Here is an 11,960-nt window from a genome sequence, read left to right as displayed (position 1 = left end):
AGATAACCTGACCTCTATTCTTAAAGAATTCCAGCAAAGATGAAAAATAATAACTTAGGAATCCTATACGCCTTTGTAGGCGTAACTATCTTGAGCTTTGACAGTGTGCTCGTGCACTTAATTGGCAGTGCACCATGGGATCTTGTGTTTTGGAGAGGTGTACTGCTAGCTATCACCATGTTTTTGATCACAGCAGTGACAGGCGGTAAAAAACGACGTAAAACACCAATCGCTTATTGTACGATTGACCTTATTGGTGGTTGCGCGTTTGCATTATCGACATCCTTTTTCGTTCTATCAATAAATAGGACAGATGCAGCAAGCACCTTAGCTATCTTTAATACAGCCCCATTTTTTGCTGCTGTTATCGCTTTTTTTACTCTCAAAGAGAGGCTCGAAAAGCACACGATCACTGCAATGATTGCTTCAATATTAGGTGTTGGCATTATCTTCTTCCATGGTGCGACATCAGGCCAAGTCACCGGAGATTACGATGCGTTAGCCGCTGCCGTTTGTTCAGCGGTTTATCTTGTTTGTTTAAGAAAACGTCAAGGTAACAACAGTCATAACGTTTTAATTACTGGCGGCTTAGTTATGGCTAGTATCGCATTACTCAATGGCGCTAACCCAGCGTCACTGAATGGTACTCAGTTTATGTTCATAGCACTGTTAGGTTGTATTGTTGTTCCTTTTTCAGGCTTATTTATAGCTCAATCTTCAAAATACCTGCCTGCAGCTCAAACTGCTTTGATATTGCTTCTTGAACTTCTACTTGGCCCGTTATGGATATTGTTAGTGCTGGGTATTGTGCCAGAAAGAGAAAATCTTATTGGTGGAACGATTGTTCTTATTTCACTCGTTCTACACTCTCTTTGGGAGCGTAAACTTAAACACTTAAACCAAGCACAAGTATTGAGTCAAGATTGAGTCGTGAAACGGCTTTTACTATCATTACGAATCAACCTCAGATTTACCAGAAATCTCAGTAAACACTGGCGTACTTTGTTGTGCGTCAGCATTACATGCCGCCAAATTGAGCATAGTTAATAAACTATATTAGTGACCAAACAGTTTACTTTAGGTGAACAATAAAGGCTTTAAGTGAGGATGAAGTGGATAAAATAAGGGCGCTAACCGTTTTCAGAAGAGTTGTAGAGCTGGGAAGCTTCAAAGCAGCAGTTAGTAATAATATCAATGAGTTGGAAGACTATCTTAAAAGCCCTCTGATAAACCGAACGACACGCAACATGCACATAACGGAGAATGGTCAACTTTACTACAATCAGGTTTGCAACATATTAGATGATTTGAAACATGCAGATTTGTCAGTCATTGAGTCGTCTCATACGTTAAAAGGAACGCTGAAAATCAGCGTTCCTATGTCGTTAGGAATTTTAGAAATTAACCCCATTGTTTGTGATTTCATGCACCAATATCCTGATTTGTCTATTGAAGTGGTTATGAGTGACCAGTATATCGATCTCATCGACTCAGGCATTGATATTGCGATTCGGGGTGGGGGGGAGTTAAGCAATTCTAGTCTAAGATCCCGAAAATTAATCGATATGAGACGAGTGCTTTGCGCTTCTCCTGAGTACCTTTCAAAATCCAGAGAGATTCTTAAGCCAGAAGACCTTACTCACCATAAGTGCCTCATATACAGTTTTTCTTCGTCAGCTAGACGCTGGCGATTTAGAAATGCTGATGAAGTCAAAGAGATTGAGCTCACATCAAGCGCTTATGTGGTAAACAGTGGGTTGGCACTCAAACAAACAGCGTGTTCAGGCCACGGTATCTGTTTGCTTCCTGATTTATTCGTTAAAAGTGAGTTAGAGTCTGGGGAATTAGTTGAAGTTTTACCGATGTGGCAAGTTGACAAGCATTCACTGTATGTCGTTTATCCTTTCCATAGGGAGCAATCTCAAAAAGTCAGAACTTTTATCGATTATGTCGTTAGACACTTCGAGAGTAAGCAGCATTAACCACCGTCTTCTCGGCTTCGGTTGCTTAGTTGAAGATGAAAAAGCCACCTTTATAACAAGGTGGCCAGATTTTCCTACAGATTGGGCTATGCTTGGTCCTACTCATCACCAAAAGTGGTTTAACTAGCTTTACTAGCTTTGATATTTATCCAGTTTGTTATAGAGGGTTTTTATACTTATCCCTAAATCCTCAGCTGTTTCTTTTTTGTTGCCTTCATTTTCTTCAAGCGTGTTCATAATGGCGGCTTTTTCTATCTCTTCCAATGCCACACCTGCCGGTACCCTATCTTCTAGAGTTGATCCTGTTTCTAATGGAGGCGTATCAAAAATGAGGTGCTCGTCTTTAATTGTATCGTCTGCCAAGATGAATGCTCGTTCGATGCAGTGTTTTAATTCCCTAACATTGCCTGGCCATGTATGCGCTGCGATTTTTTCGAGGGCGGAGGCCAAAATAGCTTTTGGGGCGACTTCGTTCGCATTCCGGTGCGCGATGAAGTGCTTGGCAAGGCCGACAATATCACAGCCTCGCTCTCTGAGAGGTGGGATATTAATAGGGAAGTGAGCCAACCTAAAATAGAGATCTTCTCGTAGAAATTGCTCTTCAATAGCCACTTGAGGATCACGGTTGGTCGCCGCTATGATACGTGTGTTGGCAACATGAAGTGTATTACTGCCGACCGGGCGATACTCACCAGTTTCAAGCACTCGCAACAGTTTCACTTGATGCTCAAGGGGCATTTCTGTGACTTCATCAAGAAACAACGTTCCTCCCTCAGCTTGCTTAAAAACACCTTGGTGTGCTCGGTTAGCGCCTGTAAACGCCCCCTTTTCATGACCAAAGAGCTCACTATCCACTAATTCTGGACTGATGGCGCCACAGTTTATAGCAATAAAAGGCTGCTCTTTTCTATCACTGGCAAGGTGAATAGTCTGCGCGACTAGTTCTTTACCGGCGCCGCTCTCACCAACAATCAATACGTTGGCTTCTGTTTTCGCCACGCGTCTGAGTGTGCGATACAAGTTATGCATAGGCCTCGAGGAACCCACTAACATCCCAAACTGGTCTAAATCGCTTGTGGATATTTTTTTTCCCTCTTGTTGTCTTTCCAAATAGTATTGACTGAAGTCCGCTAGAGTATCCGCTAACGTTTGAATATCGACCGGCTTTCTGTAGTGAAAAATAGCACCGCTTTTCATCATCATGTCTAAATTCTTATTGGGTGCACCGGAACCGATGATGATTAAATCTAATTCTTCTAGGCCTGTTGCACTTGATAGGGCGACGAAATCATCATTGGTAAATTGAGATACTTCAACAATAGCGGCATTAGGTTGAAGTCGTTGTAGGCTATCTATCCAGTGCTCGTTGTCCTTATTGCAAATCGTATCAAATCGTGACAACTCCTCCAGAGAGTTTATTTGAGACAGTAGTTTCTGATCTTTCAATTCTACGAACAGTGTTGGTAATGTCATGATTTAACTCTCTTTAAACAGTAGTGAGAGTGATGATAACACGAGGTATAGGCAATGAGAATGTATGTTTCTTTCCTGATAGTTACAACGTATAGGGTGAGTTTTTTATGTTTTTGAATTTATTAATTTCGCATTGCTGAATATCAAGGTTCGAGTATTTATACTTTTTACAAATACTCCTTGTAAAATGTTCATCCAGCATCGTAAACAATATTACTCAAGGTTTTGATTTTAAATTAAAAGTCTTTTAATTCAATTGTTTATCTTTTTGGCATGCAGCTTGCTCTGTTAGTGGTGTCAGTTAAAAAAGGAGAAAAATAATGAAAAACATTGCAAGTAAAATTCTACTAACAACGGTTATTGCTACTTCTTCTTCTGTGGCTATTGCAGATAGTATGTGGAAAGAAGAGACGTTAGATGCTTGGATTGATGGCAAAGCGGAAACAACTTTATTACTTAATTCTAATCTGAACTCTTTTGATATTAATACTTATGTTAAAGACCAAGTTGTCACCTTAACAGGGTCGGTAGAAAATGAGACAGAAAAATCCCTTGCCGAGGAGTTAGTATTAAGTCTTGATCGTGTTAAATCGGTCAAAAATGAACTGACGGTCATCGACAATGAAAAAGAGAACAAAGAGTCAACTCAGGTTTTAATGGATACTAAGATAACGGCCATTGTTAAGACTCGACTGCTAATGAATACGGAAGTCAGTGGTTCTGATATCGAAGTAGAAACTAATGGAAATACCGTTGTGTTGAAGGGTTCGGTGACATCGGATACTGAGCATGACCTTGCATTATCTATTGCTCGTAACACTTCTGATGTTGATAAAGTCATTGATAAACTTGAAGTAATTCAATAACAAATTCCCGAATAAACCGAAGAGAGATTATTATGCTTCATTGGGCGTTAATATTTTTCATTCTTGCCATCATTGCAGCTTTATTTGGATTTGGTGGTATAGCAGGCGCTGCGGCCACAGTAGCTAAAGTTATGTTTTATATATTTGTCATCTCGTTGCTTGTGTCAGTGGTGATGAGTTTAATTAACAAAAATAAGAGTTAGGAGTTTTTATGAATATAAGTACAGTTATTTTCCGTTTCCTAATGGTTTCAGGTCTCGCTTTTACGCTTGCCGCATGTAGTGACGATGGTCCCCTTGAAAAAGCGGGTGAACGAGCAGATGAGACGATAGAGGATGTTCAAAATAAGATCGAGGACAGTTGTGAGAATGTGAAAGAGCAAATGGATGCCAAAGATCAGGACTGCTAATAATACGCATTAACTTATGAATTAAATCATCCGAATCTCATATAAAAGAAATGAATCAGGAGCTAAATATGAAAAACATATTTGATGTGTTGAAAGATAGTCATGAGAAGCAACGACTTTTGATGGATGCAATACTTAAAACATCAGGCGATACTCAAGCTAGGCAAGAATTTTATTCCAGTCTTAAAGAGGAATTAACTAAACATGCGGTGGCGGAAGAGCGACATTTCTATTCTCCTTTGATAGAGAGTGATAAGTCTGTTGATATGACTAGGCACGGTATTGCTGAACACCACGGTATTGATAAGGTGCTTGCTCAATTGGATGACACCGAAATGTCTTCACCAGCCTGGCTCACATTGATGAAAACACTAAAGCACAAGGTGGATCATCACTTAGAAGAAGAAGAGCAGCGTTTCTTTCAAACAGCTGGCCGAGTTTTAGACTCCAAACAAAAAGAAACGTTAGCTAGAAAGTATGAGCAAGAAATGGCTTGATTCGAAGTGTAACCTAAGCTTAACAGTGAAGCGTAGGTTTTGGTTTAACAACCTGGGTTCATTTATGGACCCTTTTTTTTACACGAAGAAACAAAGAAATTAAGGCCTCACTATGTTTATTGTTAAGTACTATATTCTCATTGCTATCGCTTGTTTTTCCGTGGCACTGGTTGTCCCCAATGTATTATTCAGCTCGCTGTTCGTCTGGTCAGGGTTATCGGTGTCTATCGTTAGCGTGGCCTATATCTTCAAGATGCCATCCATATTCAGAAAAAATAGTGATGGAAAAATAGCATGGTGGATCAGATGGGCGTTTATTCCTTTTTTTCTGGGTGTTCGTTTATACAATATCTGGGCTATAAAAAGAGATAAAGTTGAGCCTATTCAGAAAGTAGGAGAGGGGTTATATGTCTCACGACGTCTACTCCCATCCGACTTGGCATTTCTGCAATCGCAAAATATAACGTGTATTGTTGATGTAACAGCGGAGTTCTCTGGGTTAGAGAGTGCTATGACCAGCGATGAGTTCCACTATCTCAATACCCCTGTTCTCGATCATCAAGTCCCTAAACTACGAAAGCTTAAACATGCGCTTAATTGGATAGACACTCAGATAAACCAATCGAGGTCAGTGGTTGTTCATTGTGCACTTGGACGTGGGCGCTCTGTGTTTGTGGTTGCTGCATATCTGCTAGCGAAAAACCCATCTTTAAGCGTGGAACAGGTGCTCAAAGACATCAATGATGTACGAAGCACTGCACAGTTAAATAAAAAACAAAGAAAAGTGTTGAATGCTATCTGTGATAAAGGGCTACTCCACCTTGAAGATAAATGCTGCCTAATTGCTAACCCTGTCGCGGGTGGGGGAAAATGGAAAACAAATGAGCAGCAGGTTATTAGGGAGCTAACCCGAAAGTTCAATTTAGAGATAGCGACCACCAGTAAAGAAGTGTCAGCGGAATCTTTAGCCGAACGAGCTAGAGCGAGAAATGCCTCTCATATCATAGTCTCTGGCGGCGATGGTACCGTCAGCGAGGTGGCAAGACAAATCGTAGGGACAGACATAGCCCTCGGGATTATCCCATTGGGGACAGCAAATGCTTTATGCCATGTACTTTATGGTTTTGCGACAAAAATGTCGCCTGTTGAAAAGGCTTGCGAGGCTATCTTATCTGGCAACTCTAAGAAAATGGATTTAGCGTACTGTAACGATCAGCCAATACTGCTCATTCTTGGTATTGGGTTTGAAGAGAAGATGATTGATTACGCTCATCGTGAACAGAAAAATAAAAGTGGCCAACTGGCTTACTTGTCGGGTCTGTTTTCTGCGGTTGTCGTAGGAGAAAGCCAGTGGTTTGTAGTCACTATAGATGGGGAGGTATCACGAGAAGCCGAATTACAAAGTTTAGTGGTTGCCAACACATCGCCTTTCAGCACGGTGCTTGCTCAAGGGGGGAAAGAGCCAAGACCTGATGATGGCCAATTGCATATTACCTATTTAGAACATACTGATTCGCTTGGGGAAAGAGCTTTAGCGATGTCTGATGTACTCCTCTCAAGCCTAGGGCTCAAAGAACAAGCATCCTTCTTTGAATATGAGTCTGCAAAGCGAGTCAAAATCGACTCAAATCGACAGATTAATTATGTCATTGACGGAGAAAAGTTCTCTGCAGAGTCACTTGAGATAAGTATTAAAAGCCATGCCTTATCCGTTTGCATTCCCTAGTCAGCGATCATAGAACGAACTAAGAATAAAGGAGATCATCATGGAGATGAACCTCTCTTTTGACATTGAGAAGTTTAATCATTTGATTGAACAAAAGCTGGAGCATTGGCTTGTTGAAACCATCAAGTTGATTCCGAATATTATTGTAGCGATCCTTACGTTGTTTGCTTTTATCTTTATCGCCAACTTAGGCGGTCGATTGTTTAGGAATTTGAGCGACCGAGTCGTAGATTCAAAGGAAGCGACTAACTTATTAGCATCGATTGTTAAGGTGGGCATAATAACCGTTGGTTTTTTTGTTGCGTTAGATTTCGTTGGCTTGCAAGGTACGGTCACATCACTCCTCGCTGGTGCAGGGATTTTGGGGCTCGCTATTGGTTTTGCTTTCCAGGATATGACTGAAAACCTGATTTCAGGGATCACAATGAGTATCCGCAAACCATTCAAAATAGGAGATATTGTTGAATCCAACGGTGTGATGGGGCAAGTCATTCAGATTAATTTGCGCAACACTCTTGTGGAGACATTTTCAGGTCAGCAGGTGATGATTCCCAATAAAATGGTGTTTCGTAACATCCTGACGAACTACAGCCGAAAAGGTGTTAGAAAAATAGAAATTCCGGTAGGTATCTCTTATGCGGACAGTCCAACTTTGGCAACTAAAGTAATAACAGAAGCTATTAATCAGAAACCTTACGTGAGTAACCCTGATGACACAGCTGTTCATGCTGCTAGTTTTGCCGATAGTAGTATCAACTTGCTAGTGTGGTTTTGGATTGATTACCCTGGTGACTATGGTTACATGGAAGCACAAAATGACAGTATTGTAGCGATTAAAGATTCACTGTCGGATGCTGGGATTACGATTCCGTTTCCTATTCGCACATTGGATTTTGAGGCGAAAGGAGGGGAAAGTCTATCAAGTATAGTGTCGAATAATGTCTCTAATATAAAATGATCACAATAGTAAAAAAGCGTCAAGCAAATAGGCTTGACGCTTTTTTATTACTCTAGTTTGCATGTGACGGATAATATCGATATATGCTACAAGTGCTTCGCCATTTCGTCATTTTCCACCTGCAATGCGGCAACCCAGTAAGAGAAGAATGACGACAATTTCGGATTGTTAAATGTGCCAATCGCATTTTTCAAATACGTGATTAACTGTCGGTTGCTCTGATACATTTCGTCGTAATTGCTAATCACAATAGGCTGGTACTTCCGTGTTGAACTATCTATCTCTGGATTTAAGTCATTAATTCTAAGTTTAATTTCATTGATCATTGAACGCTCAATTTTTAAAAATCGACTTGCAGCTCTAGAGAGAGCTTGATGCGCCCTGTACTCAACGAGATCGCGGCATGATTGATAATGTCCTTTAAGAGCAAATAATATTTTATCTATCCGTTGGTAGTGCGTCGCGTCTATAGACCCATTGTTATTTTCAATCCGCATATTGATACTCCTTCTTGTCCGAACTGTTTTTCCATACCTGCACAAATTGACTGCTCAATCCATTGACTGTAAGCCACGAAGATGATGACGACACATTTCTACTTCTCTCTGAATAGTTGTTATTTTTTGTCTTAATTCTGGTACTTGATCTGATAGAATTTCGATGTCATCAATGGTTTTTTCTTCTATGCCTGACAGGTGTTTGAGATAGAGGTGGTTATCAGCTCTGCCTTGGCCTTCCTCTGCTTCAATCCAGCAACGTCGAGCATTAATGGTATAGCTGTCTGGAATGATTTGATGCTGTTTTGAAGATCTGGAGAGCGATTTTAGTTTTAGCTCAACACACTTCTTGACGGCATATATATCAAAAAGACTTTCTCTTATATCTTCGTTATCCACATTGGATATCGCTCTTTCATATATGATATTTCCACTTTCTATCAAACTAATAATGGATGAAATGTTTTTATTACTCATATTGCCTCAATTGGATTTCACGTAATAGGAATAAAGCATGTTGCGTGCCAAATAAAACCACCATTGAAGCCTAATTTATGGATAGAGCAGCCTGTTTTTTGTAAAAGATACAATTGGTAGAAAAAATAAGTGAAAATATTACATGAATACTGAGACTTTAACTTATCTTGAACCCGCAAATACCATATATAGCAGGGGTGTTTTAAAGTTGGCATGATGTTCGCTTGGCTTATTGTAAGAAGTGATAATTACTGTCTTACGAACACTTTATTTTTTCCAATTAACTCAGTTAAGGAGATAATGTATGCCAAATGCAAATAGTAAAAAAACGGATTCTAAGCAACAAGCCGAAGAGGTTTATGAGATGGCAGAAGAGGCTGCTACAGAAGCAATAGAAAATGTCAAAAATACTGTTCAAGATACGCTAGAAGCAGGTTCTGAAACTGTAAAAAGTAAGGCAGAGCAGGCTGAAAATATGATTAAAGAGCGTCCGCTTTTGAGCGTTGGCTGTGCATTTGTTGCAGGCTGGGCAATTTCTAAGTTAATCAAATAAGCTATAGTGAACACGAAGAGGAAAGTTATGCAGTCTAATAATTCCAAAGACGCACACAATGAGCCTCAAGAGCGCGAAGCGGAGCTTCTAGATCATGCGTTTGTTCAACTAAAGGGGCTTCTACAAGACCTAACTGCTCTCCAGTCTCACACTCAACAGTGGTTCCTATCGATTTTTGAGTTGTTTTCTTTGGAGTTGCATAACACGGTTGCCGCGAGTAGAAAACTGATTGTCATTAAATTCCTCTTCGTGACTCTACTGCCGATGTTTCTAATTAGCATCGCTGTCGGTGCTGGGGTTGTTGGGTACTATTTAACTTCGAACCTTCTGGTAGGGTACGGCGCGTTCATTGGAGCGTTTGGCGCTATCCTTGTGCTTTTGGGACTCGGCAGTCGATATTACACCCAATTCGTGGGTTTTAAATACACTAAAGAGCAGCTTGGGAGGTTTTATCATGCGATCAATGAAAAAACGGCAGCGGAAAATTTTAATGAAAAGGCTTGAGTGTGATAGTAGATATCGTCAAATCGGACTCAGCATGAATCTGCTTTATTTTAAAGGAAAAAGTTATGTCCAGGAGTACCCACTCCACTCAGTAGGGATCTTAGCACTCAGTATGATTGCCACAAGCAAAGCTAAAAATATCAGAACGCTTTTTTATGGCTATAAACAGGCTCGCCAATTAATTCATTCACTTGAAAAATAATTAATGGATTTTGGCTTCATCTCCAATGTCGTTATTCACGACTGAATTTGGTGTGACTAATCGGAAAAAGAATCTTAATATCTGAGGAATATGATGGACGTTAAAAGAGATAGGATATTACAGTATAGTTTAATGACCATTGCTCTTATCATAATGTTCATTTTCATATTACATGTTGCAAAACCCTTTTTGTTACCCGTTTTTTTCGGTTTTTTTATTTCACTTCTATGTGGCCCGTTAGTCAATCGATTAGTGCGTTTTGGCATTCCTCGTATCATCAATGTTATCGCTGTTTTATTAGGGTTCGTTAGTTTCATTGTGTTGAGCTTAAACCTGTTAAGTGAGCCTGCTCAGCAATGGTGGTCTAAGCTACCCATGTTAATTGAGAATGTCTCTAACGAAGTCAGTGAAGCTACTGAGAATAGTGAGTTGGTCAAAGAGACTGATTTCACTCTGAGTAGCACGATGACGCATGATGGACTTACAAGCAACACCTCATTTTCTATTATTAAATCAGTATTAACCACAACTCCAACGATAGTCACACAGTTGATGGTCGCACTTTTTATGGCGTACTTCATGATGAGTTATGGCCGACAGATGTATTCTCAATGTTTATCTTTGCTCACGCGATTTTCTGATAAACGTAAAGTGGTTGGGCTTGTGAAGGTGGTCCAAACTGATCTATCGCGCTACATAAGTTCTATTACGATTATCAACATGTGTTTGGGATTGGTCGTTGGTGGCGTGTTCTACATGATGGGGCTCAAAGACCCGTTTTTATGGGGAGCATTTGCTGGTTTGATGAATTATATCCCTTATCTTGGGCCAATGATTTCAGTAGCTTGCTTTGCCTTGGTGTCCTTTTTGCAGTTTGAATCTTTAAGCTACTCATTGACTGTTGCTTCGCTTTTTTTGGTCATCAATCTCATAGAGAGTCAATTAGCCACCCCGACTTTACTTGGCAAAAGGTTCCGTTTAAATCCTTTAATTTTGTTTGTTTGGTTAGTGTTTTGGGGTTGGTTATGGGGAGCGATGGGCATGTTGATAGGAGGACCGTTGCTAGTACTTATCAATGTTGTGCTAAGCAAAGTAAGTCGTCCTCAAATTACGATTAGTTGATAACGAAAGGCGTAGTTTGTTTTAGGGTTAATCCCGTTGCATTTTGAAGGATAAATGTGCATGGTTAAAAAATTGAAACGAAAAACCAAAGATCTCATCGAATCTGAAAATATTTTAGGCGGTATTTTCACGGCTTCTCTTCTTGAGTCTACGATTGTTCCTATTCCTCTAGAAGCACTACTTATTCCACTGTTGCAGAAACGACGTGATAAGATTTGGCAGATTGCGTTAATGGCAACCTTAGGTTGTATTACGGGCGCCTTATTGGGTTATGCGTTTGGATACTTTACCTTCGAACTACTGCGAGATTGGCTCGTCGAAAACTGGATATCAGAGCAACGCCTCGACACGGTTATACAGAAAATGAATACTGAAGGTTTCTGGTTTATCATGACCTTAGGTGTAGCGCCAATACCATTTCAAATAGCGATGTTGTCAGCGGGAGCAACTTCCTTTTCATTATCTTTATTTCTACTCGCAACGGGTCTGTCTCGTTCGATCAGGTACTTCGGGATTGCCATCGTCGTGTATGTTGCCGGTGATAAAGCTGAACAGTTAATTAAAAAATATAAAGTTGCAGCTGTCGGTTTAATCACACTGATGCTGTTGATATTTTGGTATTTGAGAGCAACAAGCAGCGGCTAGTTTCCCGTACTCGCATAAGATACAACCGTTGGTATTACTTATTTTGGAG

Annotated in this window: 15 protein-coding genes; 12 read left to right on the top strand and 3 right to left on the bottom strand. The window is 40.2% G+C overall.

Going from position 1 to position 11,960, the window contains the following annotated elements; translation table 11 throughout:
• Window positions 1-39 precede the first annotated feature (39 nt).
• Window positions 40-927 carry a DMT family transporter gene (locus tag AC6I7V_RS20130; protein WP_498012525.1) on the top strand — a complete coding sequence of 296 codons (888 nt, stop codon included), beginning with the start codon at window positions 40-42 and terminating at the stop codon, window positions 925-927.
• Window positions 928-1,112: 185 nt separating this feature from the next.
• Window positions 1,113-1,982 (top strand): LysR family transcriptional regulator, encoded by an 870-nt coding sequence (locus tag AC6I7V_RS20125; RefSeq protein WP_498012524.1) that lies wholly within the window; start codon window positions 1,113-1,115, stop codon window positions 1,980-1,982.
• 132 nt (window positions 1,983-2,114) lie between these two features.
• Here the strand turns inward: AC6I7V_RS20125 and AC6I7V_RS20120 are convergent, their stop codons facing one another.
• Complete coding sequence (locus AC6I7V_RS20120) at window positions 2,115-3,455, bottom strand: sigma-54 interaction domain-containing protein (protein ID WP_498012523.1); 1,341 nt, start codon at window positions 3,453-3,455, stop codon at window positions 2,115-2,117.
• Between the two features lie 320 nt (window positions 3,456-3,775).
• Between AC6I7V_RS20120 and AC6I7V_RS20115 the strand changes: the two genes are divergently transcribed.
• The 6 genes from AC6I7V_RS20115 (at window position 3,776) to AC6I7V_RS20090 (ending at window position 7,911) form a co-directional block, all read left to right on the top strand.
• Window positions 3,776-4,321 carry a BON domain-containing protein gene (locus tag AC6I7V_RS20115; RefSeq protein WP_498012522.1) on the top strand — a complete coding sequence of 182 codons (546 nt, stop codon included), beginning with the start codon at window positions 3,776-3,778 and terminating at the stop codon, window positions 4,319-4,321.
• 32 nt (window positions 4,322-4,353) lie between these two features.
• On the top strand, window positions 4,354-4,524 hold the full coding sequence (locus AC6I7V_RS20110; protein ID WP_255232998.1) for a DUF1328 domain-containing protein: 171 nt from the start codon (window positions 4,354-4,356) through the stop codon (window positions 4,522-4,524).
• A gap of 8 nt (window positions 4,525-4,532) precedes the next feature.
• Window positions 4,533-4,730 (top strand): hypothetical protein, encoded by a 198-nt coding sequence (locus tag AC6I7V_RS20105; protein ID WP_255232997.1) that lies wholly within the window; start codon window positions 4,533-4,535, stop codon window positions 4,728-4,730.
• A gap of 68 nt (window positions 4,731-4,798) precedes the next feature.
• Window positions 4,799-5,227 carry a hemerythrin domain-containing protein gene (locus tag AC6I7V_RS20100; protein WP_498012521.1) on the top strand — a complete coding sequence of 143 codons (429 nt, stop codon included), beginning with the start codon at window positions 4,799-4,801 and terminating at the stop codon, window positions 5,225-5,227.
• Window positions 5,228-5,339: 112 nt separating this feature from the next.
• Entirely contained in the window at window positions 5,340-6,953 is a 1,614-nt protein-coding gene (locus tag AC6I7V_RS20095) for a diacylglycerol kinase family protein (RefSeq protein ID WP_498012520.1), read from the top strand.
• 40 nt (window positions 6,954-6,993) lie between these two features.
• Window positions 6,994-7,911, top strand: coding sequence for a mechanosensitive ion channel family protein (locus AC6I7V_RS20090; protein WP_498012519.1), 918 nt, complete (start codon window positions 6,994-6,996; stop codon window positions 7,909-7,911).
• Window positions 7,912-7,997: 86 nt separating this feature from the next.
• On the opposite strand, the gene AC6I7V_RS20085 is transcribed toward AC6I7V_RS20090, so the two are convergent.
• Together AC6I7V_RS20085 and AC6I7V_RS20080 are read right to left on the bottom strand one after the other, a co-directional pair.
• Window positions 7,998-8,408 carry a hypothetical protein gene (locus AC6I7V_RS20085; protein ID WP_498012518.1) on the bottom strand — a complete coding sequence of 137 codons (411 nt, stop codon included), beginning with the start codon at window positions 8,406-8,408 and terminating at the stop codon, window positions 7,998-8,000.
• 54 nt (window positions 8,409-8,462) lie between these two features.
• Window positions 8,463-8,885: a DUF2383 domain-containing protein gene (locus AC6I7V_RS20080; RefSeq protein ID WP_498012517.1), complete on the bottom strand. Its 423-nt coding sequence runs from the start codon at window positions 8,883-8,885 to the stop codon at window positions 8,463-8,465.
• 304 nt (window positions 8,886-9,189) lie between these two features.
• On the opposite strand from AC6I7V_RS20080, the gene AC6I7V_RS20075 reads away from it, so the two are divergent.
• The 4 genes from AC6I7V_RS20075 (at window position 9,190) to AC6I7V_RS20060 (ending at window position 11,911) form a co-directional block, all read left to right on the top strand.
• Window positions 9,190-9,438, top strand: coding sequence for a hypothetical protein (locus tag AC6I7V_RS20075; RefSeq protein ID WP_498012516.1), 249 nt, complete (start codon window positions 9,190-9,192; stop codon window positions 9,436-9,438).
• 27 nt (window positions 9,439-9,465) lie between these two features.
• Window positions 9,466-9,942, top strand: a complete 477-nt coding sequence (locus AC6I7V_RS20070) for a hypothetical protein (protein ID WP_498012515.1) — start codon at window positions 9,466-9,468, stop codon at window positions 9,940-9,942.
• A 295-nt stretch (window positions 9,943-10,237) separates the two neighbouring features.
• On the top strand, window positions 10,238-11,266 hold the full coding sequence (locus AC6I7V_RS20065) for an AI-2E family transporter (RefSeq protein ID WP_498012598.1): 1,029 nt from the start codon (window positions 10,238-10,240) through the stop codon (window positions 11,264-11,266).
• 54 nt (window positions 11,267-11,320) lie between these two features.
• Window positions 11,321-11,911 (top strand): YqaA family protein, encoded by a 591-nt coding sequence (locus AC6I7V_RS20060; protein WP_498012514.1) that lies wholly within the window; start codon window positions 11,321-11,323, stop codon window positions 11,909-11,911.
• Window positions 11,912-11,960: the final 49 nt, after the last annotated feature.

The organism is Vibrio sp. KUL70 (assembly GCF_059725515.1).
The sequence above is the reverse complement of the archived record's forward strand: the minus strand, read 5'-3'. Positions and strand labels throughout refer to the sequence as shown.

What these genes read in the sequence shown, in the direction of transcription:
- AC6I7V_RS20130 (WP_498012525.1), top strand. Translation starts at nt 40, where the DNA reads ATGAAAAATAATAACTTAGGAATCCTATACGCCTTTGTAGGCGTAACT.
- AC6I7V_RS20120 (WP_498012523.1), bottom strand. Translation starts at nt 3,455, where the DNA reads ATGACATTACCAACACTGTTCGTAGAATTGAAAGATCAGAAACTACTG.
- AC6I7V_RS20115 (WP_498012522.1), top strand. Translation starts at nt 3,776, where the DNA reads ATGAAAAACATTGCAAGTAAAATTCTACTAACAACGGTTATTGCTACT.
- AC6I7V_RS20110 (WP_255232998.1), top strand. Translation starts at nt 4,354, where the DNA reads ATGCTTCATTGGGCGTTAATATTTTTCATTCTTGCCATCATTGCAGCT.
- AC6I7V_RS20105 (WP_255232997.1), top strand. Translation starts at nt 4,533, where the DNA reads ATGAATATAAGTACAGTTATTTTCCGTTTCCTAATGGTTTCAGGTCTC.
- AC6I7V_RS20100 (WP_498012521.1), top strand. Translation starts at nt 4,799, where the DNA reads ATGAAAAACATATTTGATGTGTTGAAAGATAGTCATGAGAAGCAACGA.
- AC6I7V_RS20095 (WP_498012520.1), top strand. Translation starts at nt 5,340, where the DNA reads ATGTTTATTGTTAAGTACTATATTCTCATTGCTATCGCTTGTTTTTCC.
- AC6I7V_RS20090 (WP_498012519.1), top strand. Translation starts at nt 6,994, where the DNA reads ATGGAGATGAACCTCTCTTTTGACATTGAGAAGTTTAATCATTTGATT.
- AC6I7V_RS20085 (WP_498012518.1), bottom strand. Translation starts at nt 8,408, where the DNA reads ATGCGGATTGAAAATAACAATGGGTCTATAGACGCGACGCACTACCAA.
- AC6I7V_RS20080 (WP_498012517.1), bottom strand. Translation starts at nt 8,885, where the DNA reads ATGAGTAATAAAAACATTTCATCCATTATTAGTTTGATAGAAAGTGGA.
- AC6I7V_RS20075 (WP_498012516.1), top strand. Translation starts at nt 9,190, where the DNA reads ATGCCAAATGCAAATAGTAAAAAAACGGATTCTAAGCAACAAGCCGAA.
- AC6I7V_RS20070 (WP_498012515.1), top strand. Translation starts at nt 9,466, where the DNA reads ATGCAGTCTAATAATTCCAAAGACGCACACAATGAGCCTCAAGAGCGC.
- AC6I7V_RS20065 (WP_498012598.1), top strand. Translation starts at nt 10,238, where the DNA reads ATGGACGTTAAAAGAGATAGGATATTACAGTATAGTTTAATGACCATT.
- AC6I7V_RS20060 (WP_498012514.1), top strand. Translation starts at nt 11,321, where the DNA reads ATGTGCATGGTTAAAAAATTGAAACGAAAAACCAAAGATCTCATCGAA.